This window comes from Actinosynnema sp. NPDC004786, from assembly GCF_053601135.1.
On sequence record NZ_JBSGBG010000002.1, the window covers coordinates 241766 to 262403 of the forward strand.

At 75.3% G+C, this 20638-nt stretch carries 3 protein-coding genes; all 3 read left to right on the plus strand.

The annotated features are described in order from the left end of the window. The first annotated feature begins 4 nt into the window (after positions 1-4). From ACWEFJ_RS03205 to ACWEFJ_RS03215, 3 genes are read left to right on the plus strand one after another with little or no spacing between them, the layout of a single operon-like run. On the plus strand, positions 5-19108 hold the full coding sequence (locus tag ACWEFJ_RS03205; RefSeq protein ID WP_449712771.1) for a non-ribosomal peptide synthase/polyketide synthase: 19104 nt from the start codon (positions 5-7) through the stop codon (positions 19106-19108). Continuing rightward, complete coding sequence (locus tag ACWEFJ_RS03210) at positions 19105-20322, plus strand: MFS transporter (RefSeq protein WP_449712772.1); 1218 nt, start codon at positions 19105-19107, stop codon at positions 20320-20322. Before ACWEFJ_RS03205 ends, ACWEFJ_RS03210 begins: the two co-directional genes overlap by 4 nt. After that, positions 20319-20510, plus strand: a complete 192-nt coding sequence (locus tag ACWEFJ_RS03215) for an MbtH family protein (RefSeq protein ID WP_233826766.1) — start codon at positions 20319-20321, stop codon at positions 20508-20510. Before ACWEFJ_RS03210 ends, ACWEFJ_RS03215 begins: the two co-directional genes overlap by 4 nt. Positions 20511-20638: the final 128 nt, after the last annotated feature.

Here is a 20638-nt window from a genome sequence, read left to right on the forward strand (position 1 = left end):
GGACATGACCACCTCCAAGCACGACCGGATCTCCGCGCTGCCGGAGCACCTGCGCGCACGGCTGCGGGACCGGCTCGCCGGTCGCGCCGCGCCCCGCGCCGACGTGATCCCGCCCGCGCCGCGCGACCGGCCGCTGCCGCTGTCGGCGGGCCAGCAGCGGCTGTGGTTCCTCAACCAGTTCCAGCCCGAGAGCACCGAGTACACCAGCGCCGTCGCGTTCCGCCTCACCGGTCCGCTCGACGTGGCCCGGCTGACCGACGCGGTGCGCGGGCTGGTGGCCAGGCACGAGTCGCTGCGCACCACGTTCGACCAGGTCGACGGCCTCCCGGTGCAGGTGGTGCACGACCACGTCGACCTCGACCTGGTCGAGGTCGACGACCTGCAAGCGGAGCTGGACCGGCCGTTCGACCTGCGGCAGGGGCCGCTGTTCCGGGCCGCGCTGCGCACCGAGTCCGCCGACGTGCACGTGCTGCTGCTGGCCTCGCACCACATCGTGGTGGACGGCTGGTCGCTCGGCGTGCTGGCCGACGAGCTGGGCGCGCTGTACCGCGGCGAGGAGCTGGACCCGCCCGCGTTGCAGTACGCCGACTACGCCGTCTGGCAGCGGGGACGGCCGGTGGACACCGGCTTCTGGGTCGACCGGCTCCGCGGCGTCGTGCCGCTGGAGCTGCCCACCGACCGGCCCCGGCCCGCGGAGCGCTCCTCGGCGGGGGCCACGCACGAGTTCCTGGTGCCCGCCCGGCTCGCGGACGACCTGGTCGAGCTGTCACGGGTCAACGAGACCACCCTGTTCACCACGCTGACCGCCGCGTGCCAGCTCCTGCTGGCCCGCTACTCCGGGCAGGACGACATCGCGATCGGCACCGTGACCAGCGGGCGCAACCGCCCGGAGCTGGCCGGGCTGGTCGGCTTCCTGGTCGGCACCGTCGTGCTGCGGTCCACTGTGGACCTGTCGCGGTCGTTCACCGAGTTCCTGGCGGAGGTCAACCGCACCACGCTGGACGCGCTGGCGCACGACGACGTGCCGTTCGACCGGGTGGTGGAGGCGGTCGGCGCGACCCGCGACCCGAGCCGGTCGCCGCTGTTCGACGTGATGGTGGCGTTGCAGGACACCGGCGGCGCGCTGCCCCGGCTGCCCGGCCTCGTGGTCGAGGACCACCCCCTCGGCCGGGACCGGTCGATCTTCGACCTGAGCATCGACTTCACCCGCACCGCCGACGGCATCCACGGCCTGGTCGAGTACAGCACCGAGCTGTTCGACGCGGGCACGATCGAGCGGATGGCGCGGCACCTGCTGGTGCTGCTGGCGGGCGTCACGGCCGACCCGCACCGGCCGGTGGTCGAGGTGCCGCTGCTGCTCGGCGACGAGCCGGACGGCCGGGGCCGCGTGCTGGAGGTGCCCCCGACCACGTTCCCCGGGCTGTTCGAGGCCCAGGCCCGGCGCACGCCCGACGCGACCGCGCTGGTGTGCGGCGACGAGCGGTTGACGTTCGCCGAGCTGGACGCGCGGGCCAACCGGCTCGCGCACCACCTGGTGGCGAGCGGTGTCCGGCCCGAGCAGGTGGTGGCGCTGTCGCTGCCGCGCGGCGTGGAGTCGGTCGTGGGCATCCTGGGCATCATGAAGGCGGGCGGGGTGTACCTGCCCGTCGACCCCGGCCTGCCGCCGGCGCGCCGGGAGCACCTGCTCGGCGACTCGGGCGCGGTGGTGGTCCTCGACGGGCCGGTGGACACCTCGGCGTACCCGGCGACCAGGCCGGAGGTGCCGTTCGGCCCGGACCACGCCGCGTACGTGATCTACACCTCCGGGTCCACGGGCCTGCCCAAGGGCGTGGTGGTCGAGCACCGGCAACTGGTGAACCTCTTCCACAACCACGTCACCGACTTCGTCCGCGGGCGCATGCGGGTGGCGTTGACCGCGGTGTTCTCGTTCGACACGTCCTGGGAAGGCCCGCTGCTGATGGCGGACGGGCACGAGCTGCACGTGATCACGGACGAGGTGCGGCTGGACCCGGACGCGCTGGTGGCGTACGTGCGGCGGCACCGGATCGACTTCATGGACGTGACGCCGACGTACGTGCAGCAGTTGCTGCCGGCGGGCTTGTTGGCGGGCGGGCACGTGCCGGAGGTGCTGTCGCTGGGCGGCGAGGCGCTGGGCGCGGCGCTGTGGCGGGAGCTGGCGGCGCGGCCGGACGTGCGGGCGTACAACTTCTACGGCCCCACCGAGGCCACGGTCGACGCGGTGACCACGCCGGTGTTCGGCGAGCGGCCGGTGATCGGCCGCCCGGTGGCGAACCTGGCGGTCCGGGTGCTGGACGAGGACCTGCGGCCGGTGCCGGTGGGGGTGCCGGGCGAGCTGTTCATCGCCGGCGCGCAGGTGGCGCGCGGTTACCTCGGCCGGCCGGGGCTGACCGCGCAGCGGTTCCTGCCCGACCCGTACGGCGAGCCGGGGACGCGGATGTACCGCACCGGCGACCGGGTGCGGTGGGTTCCCGTGGACGGGGCCGGCCAAGCGCACGACCAGGCGCACACCGGCCGAGCCGACCAGGCTCACACCGGCGGAACCGACCAGGCTCACACCGACCGAGCCGACCAGGCGCACACCGGCGGAACCGACCAGCGGTCCCCGGTGCTCGAATACCTCGGGCGCGCGGACGACCAGGTCAAGATCCGCGGGTACCGCATCGAGCCCGGCGAGGTCGAGGCCGCGATCCTCACCCACCCGGCCGTGCGCGAAGCGGTCGTCGTCGCCCGCGCCGACCAGGGCCACACCCGGCTGGTCGCCTACGTGGTGACCGACGGGCCGGCGGACCTGCGCGCGCACCTGCGCCCGTCGCTGCCGGAGTACCAGGTGCCGTCGGCGTTCGTCGTGCTCGACCGCATCCCGCTCACCCCCAACGGCAAGCTGGACAAGGCGGCGCTCCCCGCGCCGGAGGTGGTGGCCGACGGCGAGTTCGTCGCGCCCCGCACCCCGGTCGAGGCCGAGCTGGCCCGGCTCTGGGCCGAGGTGCTCGGCGTGGAGCGCATCGGCGTCGACGACAACTTCTTCGCGGTCGGCGGCGACTCGATCCTGTCCATCCAGCTCGTGTCCCGCGCCCGGCAGGCCGGGCTGCGCCTGACCTCCCGGGACGTGTTCCGCCACCAGACGATCGCCGAGCTGGCCCTGGTGGTCTCCACCGCGACCGAGGCCGAACCGGAGCGGGTGTTCACCGGGCCCGCGCCGCTGACCCCGATCCAGCGCTGGTTCTTCGCCGAGCACGGCCCGATGCCGCACTACACCATGACCTTGCTGGTCGAGCTGGAGCCGGGCGTGGACGCCGAGGCGCTGGGGGCCGCCGTGCGGACCGCGGTCGGCCACCACGACGCGTTGCGGCTGCGGTTCCGCCAGGTCGACGGGCGGTGGGTGCAGGAGGTCGCGGCCGAGGCGGGCGAGGTGTTCCGGGTCGAGCGCGACGCCGACGCCGAGACCGTCGCCCGCGAGGCGCAGCGGGGCCTGGACGTGACCGCCGGGCCGCTGCTGCGGGCGGTGTTCCTCCCCGGCGAGCGGCCGGAGCTGCTGCTGGTCGTGCACCACCTGGTGATGGACGGCGTGTCGTGGCGCGTGCTGCTCGCCGACCTGGAACAGGCCTACCGGGGTCTGCCGCCGGAGCCCGTGGGCACGCCGTTCACGCAGTGGGCGCACCTGCTGGACGAGCACGTCCGGTCCGGCGCGCTGGAGGACGCCCGGTCGTACTGGGAGTCGCTGCCCGAGCCGGGGTCGCTGCCGGTGGACCGGGACGGCGCGAACACCGCGGGCTCGACCCGCGAGGTGTCGGTGCGGCTGGACAAGCCGACCACCGACGCGCTGCTGACCGCCGTGCCGCCGGTCTACCGCACCCAGGTCAACGACGTGCTGCTGAGCGCGTTGGGCCGGGCGCTGGCCGAGTGGACGGGGCGGGACGCGGTGAGCGTGGCGCTGGAGGGCCACGGCCGCGAGGAGCTGCTGCCCGGCGTGGACCTGTCCCACACGGTCGGCTGGTTCACCACCCAGTTCCCGGTGGTGCTGCCGACGCACGAGGACTGGGACCGGACGTTGAAGGCGGTCAAGGAGTCGCTGCGCGCGGTGCCGCACCGCGGCCTGAGCCACGGCGCGCTCGGGCAGCCGGGCGGCCACCGGCTGCCCGACCTCTCGTTCAACTACCACGGCCGGTTCGACGTGGCCGACGGCGGTTTCTACCGGGCGCGGCGCGGTGTCGGCGCGGACGTGGACCCCGACGCGACCCGCGACCACCTGCTGGAGGTCACCGGCCTGGTCGAGGGCGGCGAGCTGGAGCTGACCTGGCACTACTCGGCGAACCTGCACGACGGGGCGACCGTGCGGCGGCTGGCCGAGCGGGTGCTCGACCACCTGCGCGCGATCGTGGCGCACTGCGCCCGGCCGGGCGTCGGCGGGCGCACGCCGAGCGACTTCCCGCTGGCGCGGCTCACCCAGGAGCAGGTCGACCGGATCGCCGGCCCGGACGTCGAGGACGTCTACCCGCTCACCCCGCTCCAGGCCGGCATGGTGTTCCACAGCCTGGTGGAGCCCGGCGCGTACGTGGACCGGACGCGGCTGGTGCTCGACGGCGTGACCGACTCGGCGGCGCTGGCGCGGGCGTGGCAACGCGTCGTGGACCGCACGCCCGTGCTGCGCACCAGCGTGGTGTGGGAGCAGGTGGACCGGCCCGTGCAGGTGGTGCACCGGCGCGTCGAGCTGCCCGTGACCCGCGCCGAGGAGGTGTCCGACCGGTTCGACCTGACGGCCGCGCCGCTGCTGCGGGTGGGCGTCACGCCGCTGGCGGGCGACCGGGTCGAGGTCGTGTGGACCTCGCACCACGTGCTGCTGGACGGCTGGAGCACCGCGCAGGTGTTCGCCGAGGTGCTGGAGCAGTACCGCGCGATCACCGCGGGCGACGCGCCCGACCTGCCCGCCCGCCGGCCGTTCCGCGACTACCTGGGCTGGCTGGCCGAGCAGGACCCGGCCGAGGCGGAGGCGCACTGGCGCTCGGTGCTGTCCGGTGTGGACGGTGCGACGCCGCTGCCGTTCGACCGGCTGCCGACCGGGGAGCACGGCACGCGGCGGACCGAGGTGGTCCGGCTCGCGCTGACCCCCGGTGAGTCCGCGGCGCTGCGCGACACCGCCCGGCGGCACGGGCTGACGGTCAACACGGTGGTGCAGGGCCTGTGGGCGTTGCTGCTGTCCCGGCACTCGGGCGAGCAGGACGTGGTGTTCGGCAGCACGGTGTCCGGCCGGCCCGCGGAGCTGCCGGGCGTCGAGTCGATGATCGGCATGTTGATCAACACCGTGCCCACCAGGGTGGTGGTGGACGGCGACATGCCCGCGGCGCAGTGGTTGCGCGACCTCCAGGCCGGGCAGAGCGAGTCGCGGCGGTTCGACTACGTGTCGCTGGCGCAGGTGCGGCAGTGGGTGGGCGGCCCGCTGTTCGACAGCGCCGTGGTGTTCGAGAACTACCCGCTCAGCGAGGTCACCGAGACCACGGGCGTGCGGGTGCGCGACGTGGACGCCGAGGAGGGCACGAACTTCGCGCTCACGCTGGTCGCGCACCTGACCGACCACCTCGCCGCGCGGCTGCTGTACGACGCCGAGCTGTTCGACGAGGGCACCGCGCGCCGGCTCGCCACGCACCTCGGGGTGCTGCTGCGCGGGCTCGCCGAGGACGCCGAGCGGCCGGTGCGGGCGCTGCCGATGGCCACCGACGAGGAGCTGCGCGCGGTCCTGGTGGACTGGAACGACACCGGCGCGGGCGGGACGGCCGCGGGCATCGCGGCCGCGTTCGCCGCACAGGTCCGCAGCACGCCGCACGCCGCCGCAGTGGTGTCCGGCGACGTCGTGCTGGACTACGCCGCGCTGGACGCGCGGGCCAACCGGCTGGCGCACCACCTGGTGCGGCTGGGCGTCGGGCCCGACGAGCGGGTCGCCCTGCTGGCCGCCCGCTCGGTGGACCTGGTCGTGGGCCTGCTCGCGGTGGTCAAGGCGGGTGGCGCGTACGTGCCGCTGGACGTCCGGGCCCCGCGCGACCGGCTCCGGCTGCTGCTCGCCGACACCTCGGCCGCCGTGCTGCTGGCCGACGCCGGCTGGGTGGACACGGCGCGGGAGGTCCACGACGGGGTCGTGGTGCCGCTCGACGTCGTGCCCGACGAGCCCGACACCGACCCCGGCGTCGTGGCGCACCCGGACCACCTGGCCTACGTCGTGCACACCTCCGGCTCGACCGGCACGCCGAAGGGCGTCGCGGTGCGGCAGCGGGACGTGGTCGGCCTGGCGCTCGACCGCTCGTTCGACCGCGGCCACGAGCGCGTCCTGATGCACTCCCCCACGGCGTTCGACGCCTCCACCTACGAGGTGTGGGTACCGCTGCTGCGCGGTGGCGCGGTCGTGGTGGCGCCGCCGGTGGACGTGGACGCGGAGGTGCTGCGCCGGGCGGTCGCCGAGGGCGGGGTCACCGCCGTGTTCCTGACCGCGGGCCTGTTCCGGGCGCTGGCGCAGGACGCGCCGGACTGCCTGGCGGGCCTGCGCGAGGTGTGGACCGGCGGCGACGTGGTGCCCGCCGCGGCGGTGCGGCGGGTGCTGGCCGCCTGCCCCGGCACGGCCGTCGTGGACGTCTACGGCCCCACCGAGACCACCACCTACGCCACCCGACGGGTGTTCACCGCGGTCGAGGAGGTGCCGGACCCGGTGCCGATCGGCACGCCGCTGGACGGCATGCGCGCGTACGTGCTGGACGGCGACCTGCGGCCCGTGCCGCCCGGCGTCGTCGGCGAGCTGTTCCTCGCGGGCGAGGGCCTGGCGCGCGGGTACCTCGACCGGCCGGGCCTGACCGCGCAGCGGTTCGTGGCCGACCCGTTCGGCGGGTCGGGCGGGCGCATGTACCGCACGGGCGACCTGGTGCGCTGGACGGCGGGCGGCGAGCTGGCGTTCGTCGGCCGGGCCGACGAGCAGGTGAAGATCCGCGGCTTCCGGGTCGAGCTGGGCGAGATCGAGACCGTGCTGGCCGCGCACCCGGCGGTCGCCGAGGTCGTGGTGGCGCCCCGCCAGGACGCGCAGGGCGTGAAGCGGCTCGTCGCCTACGTGGTCGCGGGCTCCGGGCGGCCCGACGTGGCGGAGCTGGCCGGGATGGCCCGGCGCGAGCTGCCCGACTACATGGTGCCGGCGGCGTTCGTGCTGCTGGACGAGCTGCCGCTGAGCCGCAACGGGAAGGTGGACCGGCGGGCGCTGCCCGACCCGGAGCCGACCCGCGAGCGCGAGTACGTCGCGCCGCGCACCGACGCCGAGCGCGCCGTGGCCGACGTCTGGGCCGACGTGCTGGGCGTGGACCGGGTCGGCGCGCACGACGACTTCTTCACCCTCGGCGGCGACTCGATCATCAGCATGCGGGTGACCTCGCGGCTGCGCGAGCGGTTCGGCGTGCAGCTCTCGCCCCGCGCGCTGTTCGAGAACCCCACGGTGTCCGGACTCGCGACCGCGATCTCCGGCGAGCAGGTGGTGGACGCCATCCCGGTGATCCCGCGCGATGGCGTCCACCCGCAGACCCCCGCGCAGCGGCGGCTGTGGTTCCTGGACCGGTTCGAGCCCGGCAGCACGGAGTACGTGACGCTCGCGGCGTGGCGGGTGCGGGGACCGCTGGACGTGGCGGCGCTGCGGCGGGCGCTGGACGGCCTGGTCGCGCGGCACGAGTCGCTGCGCACCACCTTCGCCGACGGCGTGCAGGTGCTGCACGAGCCGTTCCCGGTGCCGCTGGAGGTCGAGGACGCCCCGTGGGAGGCGGTGCTGCGCGAGGAGGCCGGCACGCCGTTCGACCTGGAGCGGGGCCCGCTGCTGCGGGTGCGGCTGGTGCGGGTCGCCGAGGACGAGCACGTGTTCGCGCTGGCGGTGCACCACATCGTGACCGACGGCTGGTCGACGGGCGTGCTGATGCGCGACCTGGAGGCGCTGTACGCGGGCGAGGCGCCGGCGCCGCCGGCGGTGCAGTACGTGGACTACGCGGCGTGGCGGCAGGACCCGCCGGTGGACTACTGGGCCGGGCAGCTGGCCGGGGTGCCGCCGCTGGAGCTGCCCACCGACCGGCCCCGGGCGGCGGTGCGCGGCACGGCGGGCGCGGTGCGCGAGTTCACCGTGCCCGACGACGTGGCGGACGCGCTGGGCGTGCTGGTGCGCGAGCGCGGCGACACGGTGTTCACCGCGCTGGTCGCCGCCTGCCAGGCGCTGCTCGCGCGGTACAGCGGGCAGGACGACATCGCGGTGGGCACGGCGGTCTCCGGCCGCGGCCGGGCCGAGCTGGACGACGTCGTCGGCCTGTTCGTCAACACCGTCGTGCTGCGGTCCACCGTGGACCTGGACGGGTCGTTCGAGGATTTGCTGGCGCGGGTGCGCGTGACCGCGCGGGAGGCGTTCGCCCACCAGGACGTGCCGTTCGAGCGCGTGGTGGACGCGGTGCGGCCGGAACGCGACCCGAGCCGCAACCCGCTGTTCGACGTGATGGTGCTGCTGCAGAACGCGAGCGGCGAACCGCCCCGGCTGCCGGGGCTGGAGCTGAGCCCGGTGCGGCTGCCCCAGCTCACGTCCACGTGCGACCTGACGTTCGAGTTCGACGCCTCCGACGGCGTGCTGCGCGGCGCGGTCGAGTACAGCACCGACCTGTTCGACGCGTCCTCGGTGGACCGGGTGGTCGGGCACCTGCTCGCGCTGCTGGCGGGCGTCGTCGCCGACCCGGCCCGGCCGCTGTCGGCGGTGCCGCTGCTGCTGGGCGACGAGCCCGACGGCCGGGGTCGCGCGCTGGACGTCCCGGACACCACGTTCCCCGCCGTGTTCGCCGCGCAGGCCGCGCGGACGCCGGACGCGACCGCGCTGGTGTGCGGCGACGAGCGGTTGACGTTCGCCGAGCTGGACGCGCGGGCCAACCGGCTCGCGCACTGGCTGGTGGAGCGCGGCGCGGGACCCGAGCGGGTGGTGGCGGTGATGCTGCCCAGGACGGCGGACGCCGTGGTGGCCATCCTCGGCGTGCACAAGGCGGGCGCGGTCTACCTGCCCGTCGACCGGGGCCTGCCGCGCGAGCGGGTGGACTTCCTGCTCCGCGACGCGCGGCCCGCGCTGGTGCTGGAGTCGTGGCCGGAGTTGGCCGGGCTCCCTGCCACCGACCCCGGCGTCGCGGTGCGGCCCGACCACGCCGCGTACGTCATCTACACGTCGGGTTCCACCGGCACGCCCAAGGGCGTCGTGGTGGAGCACCGGCAGCTGGTGAACCTGCTGCACAACCACGTCACGGACTTCGCCCGGGAGCACCTGCGGGTCGCGCTGTCGGCGGTGTTCTCGTTCGACACCTCGTGGGAGGGCCCGGTGCTCATGGCCGCGGGCCACGAGCTGCACCTGCTCACCGACGACGTGCGCCTGGAGCCCGCCGCGCTGGTGGACTACGTGCGGCGGCACCGGATCGACTTCCTCGACCTCACGCCGTCGTACGCGCAGCAGCTCATCCCCGCCGGCCTGCTCGCCGGCGAGCACCGGCCCCGGGTGCTGATGCTGGGCGGCGAGGCGCTGCCCGGACCGCTGTGGCGGGAGCTGGCCGGGGTGGACACCGCGGTGCACAACTTCTACGGCCCCACCGAGACCACCGTGGACGCGGTCTCCTGCCGCGTGGTCGGCGACCGGCCGGTCATCGGCGCGCCGTTGGCGAACCTGGTCGCCCGGGTGCTGGACGACGACCTCCGGCCGGTGCCCACCGGGGTGCCCGGCGAGCTGTACATCGCCGGCGCGCAGGTGGCGCGCGGGTACCTCGACCGACCCGGTCTGACCGCGTCCCGCTTCCTGGCCGACCCGTTCGGCGAGCCGGGCTCGCGCATGTACCGCACGGGCGACCGGGTCCGGTGGACCCCCGACGGCCTGGAGTACCTCGGCCGCACGGACGACCAGGTCAAGATCCGCGGGTTCCGGATCGAGCTGGGCGAGGTGGAGGCCGCGCTGCTGGCCCACCCGGACGTGGCGCAGGCCGCGGTGGCGGTGCGCGAGCACCACGGCCACCCGCGGTTGGTCGCCTACACCGTCGGCCCGGCGTCCGACCTCGGGCCGTGGCTGAAGGAACGGCTGCCCGACCACATGGTCCCCTCGGCGTTCGTCGCCCTCGACGGGCTGCCGCTGACGCCCAGCGGCAAGGTGGACCGCCGCGCCCTGCCCGCGCCGGAGTTCGCCGACCGCGCCGACTACGTCGCGCCCAGCGCGGGCGTCGCGGCCCGGCTGGCCGAGGTGTGGGCCGAGGTGCTGGGCGTGGAGCGGGTCGGCGCGCACGACAACTTCTTCGCGCTGGGCGGCGACTCGATCCTGTCCATGCAGGTGGTGTCCCGCGCCCGGCAGGCCGGGCTGGGCCTGACGTCCAAGGACATCTTCCTGCGGCAGACCGTCGAGGACCTGGCGCTCGCGGTCACCGAGGACGTCGGGCGGGTGCACGAGGTCGTCACCGGTCCGGTGCCGCTCACCCCGATCCAGCGCTGGTTCTTCACCGAGCACGGACCGCTGGCGCACTTCACCATGTCGGTGGTCGTGGAACCGGGCGACGTGCCGCCGGCCGCGGTCCGGGACGCCGTGCACGCCGTCGTGGCCCACCACGACGCGTTGCGCACCCGGTTCACCCTGGTGGACGGCACGTGGCGGCAGGAGGTCGCCGAGGCCGAGCACGCGGATGTCTTCCGGATCGGCGCCGACGACCTGCGCACCGAGGCGGAACGCGCGCGGGCGGGCCTGGACCCGCGCCACGGGCCGATGCTGCGCGCGGTGCTGCTGCCCGACGGGCGGCTGTTCCTGACCGCGCACCACCTCGTGGTGGACGCGGTGTCGTGGCGGATCATCGTCTCCGACCTGGAGACCCTGCTGGCGGGCGGCGCGCTCGGCCCGAAGACCACGGCGTTCGCCGACTGGGCGCGGCGGCTGGACCGGCACGTCCGCGCCGGCGGGTTCGACGCGGCCCTGCCGCACTGGGCGGACGTGCCGGTCGAGGAGCCCGTGCCGACGCGGGCGGACACGGCGCGCAGCGTCACCGTCCGCCTCGGCCGCGCCGAGACCGACGCGCTGCTGCGCGAGGTGCCCGAGGCGTACCGGACGCAGGTCAACGACGTGCTGCTGACCGCGTTGGCGTCGGCGTTCGACGGGCGTGCGCTGGTGGCGCTGGAGGGCCACGGCCGCGAGGAGCTGTTCGACGGCGTGGACCTCTCGCGCACGGTCGGCTGGTTCACCGCGCAGTTCCCGGTGGCGCTCGCACTCCCGGCCGGCGACTGGGACACCGCGCTGAAGGCGGTGAAGGAGCAGTTGCGCGCCGTGCCCGACAAGGGCCTGAGCTACGAGGCCCTGCGGTACGACGACCGGGGCCTGACCGGGTCGCTGCCCCGGGTGTGCTTCAACTACCTGGGCCAGTGGGACGGCTCGGTCACCGAGGCCGCGTCGGGCCGCGAGGTGCCGGACGACTTCGTGCGACCGCACCTGCTCGACATCACCGCCGCGGTGTCCGGCGGCGAGCTGGTGGTGGAGTGGGAGTTCTCCACCTCCGCGCACGACGAGGCCGCGGTGCGGGCGCTGGCCGACCGGATGCTCGACGCGCTGCGCGGCATCGCCGAGTTCTGCGCCCGGCCCGGCGCGTGGGGCCGCACCCCGTCGGACTTCCCGCTGGCGCGGCTGACCCAGGAGCAGGTCGACCGGATCGCCGACCCGGACGTGGAGGACGTCTACCCGCTCACCCCGCTCCAGGCGGGGATGCTGTTCCACGACCTCGTCGACGACGGCACGGCGTACCTCAACCAGATGCGGGTGCGGCTGTCGAACGTGACCGACCCGCGCCGGCTCGGCGAGGCGTGGCAGCGGGTGGTGGACCGCACGCCGGTGCTGCGGTCCGGCGTCGCCTGGGAGGGCCTGGACGAGCCCGTGCAGGTCGTGCGGCGCGGCGTGCGGCTGCCGGTGACCTACGCGGACGTGACCGACGAGCTGGTCGCCGCCGACGCCGCGGCCGGGCTGGACCTGGCCGCGCCGACGCTGATGCGGGTGGTGATCGGGCGGGTGTCCGACACCGAGGTCGACGTGCTGTGGACCTCGCACCACCTGATCCTGGACGGCTGGAGCACCCCGCAGGTGTTCGGCGACGTGCTGGCGGAGTACGCGGGCGGCGCGCCGACCCCGCGCCGGCCGTTCCGCGACTACCTGGCGTGGCTCGCGGAGCAGGACCAGGGCGACGCCGAGGCGCACTGGCGCGCCGTGCTGGCGGGCGTCGAGTCGCCGACGCCGCTGCCGTTCGACCGGGAGCCCGCGCAGGCGCACCGCGCGGAGTCGTCCGCGAAGGTCGCGCTCGACCTGCCGCTCGACCGGCTCGACGCGGTGGCCCGCGCGTCCGGCCTGACGGTGAACACGCTGGTGCAGGGCGCGTGGGCACTGCTGCTGGCCCGCACCTCCGGCCGGCGTGACGTGGTGTTCGGCAGCACGGTGTCGGGCCGCCCGGCCGAGCTGCCCGGCGTCGAGTCGATCGCCGGCATGTTCATCAACACCGTGCCCGCGCGCGTGGTGGTGGACCCGGACGCGACCGCGGTGGACTGGCTGCGCCGGCTCCAGGCCGAGCAGATGGAGTCGCGGCGGTTCGACTTCGTGTCGCTGGCGCAGGTGCAGCAGTGGGCGGGGACCCGCCTGTTCGACAGCCTGCTGGCGTTCGAGAACTACCCGGCGGACGCCGACACGCCCGACGACGCGCCCGCCGTGGGCGAGATCGACAGCCTGGACACGACCACGTTCCCGTTGACCGTGCGCGCCTACGCCGAGGGGTCGCTGCACGTCGAGCTGACCTACGACCCGAGGCTGTTCGACGAGCGCACGATCGCCGCGCTGGGCGACCGGCTGGCCCGGCTGCTCGACGCGCTCGGCGCGGACCCGCACCGCCGCGTGGCGGACCTGCCGTGGCTGTCCGACGGCGAGCTGGAGCAGGTGCTGGTCTCGTGGAACGGCGCCGCGCCGGCCGAACCGGTGGCCGACACCATCCCGTCGCTGTTCGCGCGGCAGGTCGCGCGCACGCCCGACGCGGTGGCGGTCACCTGCCGGGGCGAGTCGCTGACCTACCGGGAGCTGGACGAGCGCGCCAACCGGCTCGCCCACCACCTCGTCCGGGCGGGCGCGGGGCCGGAAACGCTGGTGGCGTTGAAGTTCCCGCGGTCGCTGGACCTGGTGGTGGCGGTGCTGGGCGTGCTCAAGGCCGGCGCGGCGTACCTGCCGATCGACCCGGACTACCCGGCCGACCGGGTCGCGTACATGGTCGCCGACGCGTGGCCGGTGCTGACGCTGCAGGCGCTGCCGGACCTGGCGGCGCTGCCCGCCACCGCGCCGGAGGTGGCGCTGTCGCCGGACAACGCCGCGTACGTGATCTACACGTCCGGCTCGACCGGCAAGCCCAAGGGCGTGGTGGTGCCGCACGCCAACGTGGTGCGGCTGATGTCGCGGACCGACCACTGGTTCGGGTTCGGCCCCGACGACGTGTGGACGCTGTTCCACAGCTACGCCTTCGACTTCTCGGTGTGGGAGCTGTGGGGACCGCTGCTGTACGGCGGTCGGCTGGTCGTCGTGCCGTTCGAGGTGTCGCGGTCGCCGCGCGACTTCGCCCGGTTGATCGGGGACGAGGGCGTGACGGTGCTCAACCAGACGCCGTCGGCGTTCTACCAGCTCCTGGCCGAGACGCCCGAGCTGCCGTCGGTGCGGTACGTGGTCTTCGGCGGCGAGGCGCTCGACGTGCGCAAGGTGGCGGCGTGGCGCGGACCCGGCCGGTTGATCAACATGTACGGGATCACCGAGACCACCGTGCACGTCACGTGGACCGAGGCCGACGGCACGATCGGCGTGCCGATCCCCGACCTGCGGGTCTACGTGCTGGACGAGGACCTGCGGCCCGTGCCGCCGGGCGTGGTGGGCGAGATGTACGTGGCCGGGCCGGGCCTGGCGCGCGGGTACCTGAAGCGGCCCGGCCTGACCGCGTCCCGGTTCCCGGCGAACCCGTTCGGGCCGCCCGGCTCGCGGATGTACCGGACCGGCGACCTGGCCCGGTGGGTGGACGGCCGGCTGGAGTACTTCGGCCGCGCCGACCAGCAGGTGAAGATCCGCGGGTTCCGGATCGAGCTGGGCGAGATCGAGGCGGTGCTGGCGCGGCACGCCGCCGTGGCGCAGGTGGCCGTGGTGGTGCGCGAGGACCGGCTGGTGGCCTACCACGTGCCCGCGGGTGCGGGCACGGGCGGTGCGGGCACGGGCGGTGCGGGCGCGGCAGGCACCGGCACGTCGAGCACCGGCACGGCCGACGCGGCAGGCACCGGAGCGAGTGCGGCCGGTGCAGGCGCGGGCGGCCCGGCCGCGGCCAGCGCGGGTGCGGGCGGCCCGGCCGCGACCGGCGCGAGTTCGGGCGGTGCGGGCGCGAGTTCGGGCGGTGCGGCGAGCACCGGCGCGGCGGGCGCGGCCACCCGGGCGGCGAGCGCGGCGGAGTTGCGTGACCACGCGGCGCGGTCGTTGCCGGACTACATGGTGCCGACCGCGTACGTGGCGCTGGACCGGTTGCCCCTCAACGCCAACGGCAAGCTGGACCGGGCCGCGTTGCCCGCGCCCGAGCGGGACGCGTCCGCGGCCGGCGGGTTCGTCGCGCCGCGCACCGAGGCGGAACGGCTCGTCGCGGCCGTGTGGTCCGAAGTGCTCGGGCTGGACGCGGTCGGCGCGACGGACAACTTCTTCGCGCTGGGCGGCGACTCGATCTCCAGCATCCGGGTGGTGTCGAAGCTGCGCTCGACGTTCGACCTGTCGCCGCGCGACGTGTTCGACCACCCGACCGTGACCGCGCTGGCCGCCCGGCTCTCGGCGGCCGACCACGCGGTGATCCCGCGGGTCGAGGGGCGTCCGCCGCTGTCGTTCGCCCAGCAGCGGCTGTGGTTCCTCGACCAGTTCTCCCCCGGCGGCACCGAGTACGTGACGCCGCTGGCGGTGCGGCTGCGCGGCGACTTGGACGTGCCGCGGCTGGAGCGGGCGCTGACGGCGCTCGTGGCCCGGCACGACCAGTTGCGGACCACGTTCCCGGCGGAGAACGGGCTGCCGGTGGCCGAGGTCCACCCGCCCGCGGACGTGGCGCTGCCCGTGGTGGACGGGATGCCCGCGGTGGAGCCGTTCGACCTGACCACCGGTCCGCTGTTCCGGCCGGTGCTGGTGCGGCACGCGGACGACGACCACACGTTGGCGCTGACCATGCACCACATCGTCACCGACGGCTGGTCGAGCGGGGTCCTGATGTCCGACCTCGCCGCGTTCTACGGCGGCGAGGAGCCGCCGCCGCTGCCCGTCCGCTACGGCGACTTCGCGGCCTGGCAGCGCGAGCAGCCGCTGGACGAGCACCTCGGGTACTGGCGGGACCAGCTCGCGGGCGTGCCCGCGCTGGAGCTGCCGACCGACCGGCCCCGGCCCCCGGTGCAGACCACGGCCGGCACGCGGACCGACTTCGCGGTGCCCGCGCCCGTGGTGGCGCGGCTGCGCGAGCTGGCCCGCGCGGCGGACGGCACGCTGTTCACCGCGCTGGTCGCGGCCTGCCAGGTGCTGTTCCACCGGTGGTCCGGGCAGGACGACTTCGCGATCGGCACGGTGGCGTCCGGGCGCGAGCGGCCCGAGACGCAGGACCTGGTCGGGTTCTTCGTCAACACGCTGGCGCTGCGGGCGCGGATCGACCCCGCCGAGAGCTTCCCGGCGTTCCTGGCCCGGACGCGGCGCACCGTGCTGGACGCGTTCGCCCACCAGGACGTGCCGTTCGAGCGGGTCGTGGACGCGGTGCAGCCCGACCGCGACACCAGCCGCACGCCGCTGTTCCAGGCGGTGGTCGCGTTGCAGAACGCGCCGCAGGCCCCGGGTTTCCCCGGCCTGGTCGCGGAGGACGTGGCCCAGCCGGTGACGAGCACCGCGTTCGACGTCACGGTGGAGTTCACCGAGACCGACGGCGGCGGGCTGGACGGGTCGGTCGAGTACAACACCGACCTGTTCGACGCGGCCACGGTCGAGCGGCTGGTCGAGCACCTGGGCGTGCTGCTGGCCGGCATCGCGGCCGACGCCGACCGCCCGCTGTGGGCGCTGCCGGTGCTGCCCGCGGGCGAGCGGGACCTGCTGGAGTCGTGGGGCTCCGGCGGTCCCGGCCGCTGGGGCCCGGGGCTCGTGGGGCTGGTCGAGGCGCAGGTGGCGCGGACGCCGGACGCGCTCGCGGTGACCGGCGCGGCGGAGCTGACCTTCGCCGAGCTGCACGCCCGCGCGAACCGGCTGGCGCACCACCTGATCGGGCTGGGCGCGGGACCGGAGCGGGTGGTCGCGCTGCGCCTGCCGCGCTCGGCGGACCTGCTCGTGGCCGAGCTGGCGGTGCTCAAGGCGGGCGCGGCGTTCCTGCCGGTGGACCCCGCCTACCCGGCGGACCGGATCGAGTTCATGCTGGCCGACGCGAAGCCGCTGGTCGTGCTGGACGGGCCGGTGGACACCTCGGCGCACCCCGACACCGACCCCGTGGTGGCCGTGCGGCCGGAGCACCCGGCGTACGTGATCTACACGTCCGGTTCGACCGGGCGGCCGAAGGGCGTCGTGGTGACCCACGCCGGGTTGGCGACGTTCTCGGCGGCGGAGGTCGAGCACTTCGGGGTGCGGCCGGGCGACCGGGTGCTGGAGTTCGCCTCCCCCAGCTTCGACGCCTCGGTGCTGGAGCTGTGCCTGTCCTGGCCCGCCGGCGCGGCGCTGGTCGTGCCGCCGCCGGGGCCGCTGCTGGGCGACCAGTTGGCCGACGTCGTCACGTCGGCCGGCGTGACGCACGCGCTGATCCCGCCGGTGGCGCTGGCGACCGTGCCCGACGGCGCGGACCTGCCCACGCTGCGGACGCTGGTCGTCGGCGGCGACGCCTGCTCGGCGGAGCTGGTGCGGCGGTGGGCCCCGGGCCGGCGGATGATCAACGCCTACGGCCCGACCGAGTCGACCGTGGTCACGTCGTGGAGCGGGCCGCTGGAACCGGGCGGCGGCGCGCCGCCGATCGGGCGGCCGATCCCCGGCACCACCGTGCACGTGCTGGACGCGGCGCTGCGGCCCACCCCGGTCGGCGTGCCGGGCGAGCTGTACGTGTCCGGCGTCGGCCTGGCCCGCGGGTACCTCGACCGGCCGGGCCTGACCGCGCAGCGGTTCGTGGCCGACCCGTTCGGCCCGCCCGGGTCGCGCATGTACCGCACCGGCGACGTGGTCCGGTGGCGGCGCGACGGGTCGCTGGAGTTCGTGGGCCGGGCCGACGAGCAGGTCAAGATCCGCGGGTTCCGGGTGGAGCTGGGCGAGATCGAGACGGCGCTGCTCGCGCACCCGGACGTCCGCGAGGCGGTCGTGGTGGCGCGGGCGGACGCGCGCGGGCACAAGCGGTTGGTCGCTTACGTGGTGGGCGAGGTGGCGAAGCTCCGGGAGTTCCTGGGCGAGACGCTGCCCGACTACCTGGTGCCGTCGGCGTTCGTGCCGCTGGCCGAGCTGCCGGTGAGCCCCAACGGGAAGGTGGACCGGGCCCGGCTGCCCGAGCCGGACTTCACCGCCGCGGGCGGCGCGGAGTACGTCGCGCCCTCCGGACCGGTGGAGGAGGTGCTGGCCGCGGTGTGGGCGGACGTGCTGGGCGTGCCGCGGGTCGGCGCGGAGGACAACTTCTTCACCCTCGGCGGCGACTCGATCCTGAGCATGCAGGTGGTGGCGCGGGCGCGGCAGGCCGGGTACCGGTTCAGCACCCGCGACCTGTTCACCCACCAGACCGTGGCGTCGCTCGCGCCGGTGGTCGCGGTGGAGGTGTCGTCGGCGGCCGACCGCGCGCCGGTGGTGGGCGACGTGCCGCTGACGCCGATCCAGCACTGGTTCCTGCACTCCGGGCGGCGCAACCCGCACCACTTCAACCAGTCGCACCTGGTCGAGCTGGACCCGGCGGTGGACGTGGACGCGCTGCGGCGGGCGCTGGGCGTGCTGGTCGCGCACCACGACGCGCTGCGGCTGCGGTTCACCCTGGAGGACGGCGTGTGGCGGCAGCACAACGACGACGTCCGCGACGTGGACGTGCTGACCGTCGTGGACGACCCGGCGGCGCTGGAGCGGGTCGCGGACGAGGTGCACGCCTCGTTCGACCTGGCGTCCGGGCCGCTGTTCCGGGCCGTGCTGTTCGGGCCGGGACGGGAACAGCCGCTGTTGTTGCTGGTGGCGCACCACCTGGTGGTCGACGGGGTGTCGTGGCGGATCCTGCTGGACGACCTGGAGACCGCCTACCGGGGCGGGGACCTGGGCGCGAAGACCACGTCCTACCGGGAGTGGGCGCGGCGGCTGGAGGAGCACGTGCTCGGCGGCGCGCTGGACGACGAGGTCGGCTACTGGACGCGCGAGTTCCCGCCGTTCCCGCCGCCGTCCGACGCGCCCGAGGCGGTCACCGTGGAGCTGTCCGAAGAGGACACCGAAGCGGTGCTGCGCGGCGCGCCCGCCGTCTACCGCACGCGGATCAACGACGTGCTGCTGACCGCGTTGGCGTGGGCGCTGTCGCGGTGGACCGGCTCGTCGCGGGTCGCGGTGGACCTGGAGGGCCACGGTCGCGAGGACGTGCTGGACGTGGACCTCTCGCGCACCGTCGGCTGGTTCACCACGGTGTTCCCGGTGTCGCTGGAGGTCCCCGACGGCACGTGGCGGGACCGGGTGAAGGCGGTGCGCCGGCAGCTGCGGGCGGTGCCGGCCAACGGGTTCGGGTACGGGGCGCTGCGGCAGCACGGCCTGGTGCCCGACACCGGCCGGCCCTCGGTGTCGTTCAACTACCTGGGCCAGTTCGACGGCGGGTCGGCCGAGTCGACCGGGCTGTACCGGGCGGTGCGGCCGTCGGTCGGCGAGGCGCACGACCCGTCGGACGTCGGCGACCACCTGCTCGACGTGGTCGGCGAGGCGGGCCGGACGCTGGGCTTCACCTGGTACTACCACCCGTCGGCGCTGTCGGCCGCGGAGGTCGGGGCGGCGGCCGCGGACTTCGCCGCCGCGCTGCGGGCGATCGCCGCCGACTGCCGGGGTGCGCTGTGACGACGTCGTTGGCCCGCAACCGCAACTACACGCTGTTGTGGAGCGGTCAGGCCCTGGCCGAGGTGGGGTCGAGCGCCACGGTGCTCGCCCTGCCGCTGCTGGTGCTGGCGCTGACCGGGTCGCCGGTGCTGTCCGGCCTGGTGCTGACGGTGGACGCCGCCGCGCAGCTCCTGGTCGGCCTGCCCGCCGGCGCGCTGGTGGACCGGTGGGACCGCCGCCGGATCATGCTGGCGTGCCAGGCCGCCCAGGCGTTGGCGCTCGGCGGGCTCGTGGTGGCGGTGGTCGCCGGCGCGGTCACCGTGCCGCACGTCCTCGCGGTCGCCGCGGTCCTCGGCGTGTGCCGGGCGTTGTTCGAGCCGGCCGAGGACGCGTGCCTGCCCCGGCTCGTGCCGGAGTCGCAGCTGGCGACGGCCGTGGCGCTGAACGGGGCCCGGTCGTCGCTGGGGCAGATGGCGGGCACGGCGCTGGGCGGTGTGCTGCTCGCCGTGGCGCGGTGGCTGCCGTTCCTGGTGGACCTGGTCACGCACGTGGTGGCGTTCGTGGCGCTGCTGTTCCTGCGCGTGCCGCCGTCCGCGCCGGTCGAGTCGCACCCGCACCTGCTGCGGTCGATCGGCGAGGGCCTGCGGTGGGTGTGGACCAGGCGGGAGATCCGGGTGACCGCGTTGTGCGCGGTCGTGCTGAACCTGTTCTTCACCGCGTTCTACCTGGTCGTCATCGTGCTGGTGCGGGACGGGGGCGCGTCCGAGGGCGAGATCGGCGTGATGGCGGCGATGCTCGGCGTCGGCGGCGTGCTCGGCGCGCTGGCCGCGCCGGCGCTGCACCGCGCGCTCGGGCCGCACCGGTCGATCGCCTCGGTGTTCTGGGTGCTGTCGCTGCTGGTCCCGGTGGCGCTGGTGGTGGAGTCGGCGTACCTGCTCGGGGTGCTCTTCGCGTTGATGAGCTTCCTCGCGCCCACGGCCAACACCACCATCGGCACGCACCAGTTGTTGCTCACCCCCGACGAGCTGCGCGGGCGGCTCAGCGGGGTGATGGGCGTCGTCGTCGGCACGGCGGGGGCCGTCGGCCCCCTCGTCGGCGGTGTGCTGACCGAAGCGCTGTCCGCGCGGACCGCCGTCGTGGCGTGCGCGGTCGGCATAGTCGTGATCACGGTTTTCGTCACAGTCAGCCCGACTCTGCGCGGGTACGCGGTAGCACAGGAGGAGAAGGAAGCATGAGGGACGACATCACCTACCAGGTCCTGGTCAACGACGAGGGCCAGTACTCGCTGTGGCCCGCGCACCACGACGTGCCCGCCGGGTGGCGGTTCGAGGGGACCAAGGGCACGAAGGACGAGTGCTCCGCGCACGTCGACGAGGTGTGGACGGACATGCGGCCGGCGTCGCTGCGGGCGGCGATGGGCTGATCCGGCCCCGCGGCCCACGGGTTCACCGCCCGTGGGCCGCACGCCTGCGGCGGGGCCGGCACAACGCCGCCGCAACGACCGCCCGCCGCCGCCGGCGACACGGACAACGCCGGACCAGCCGGACGATC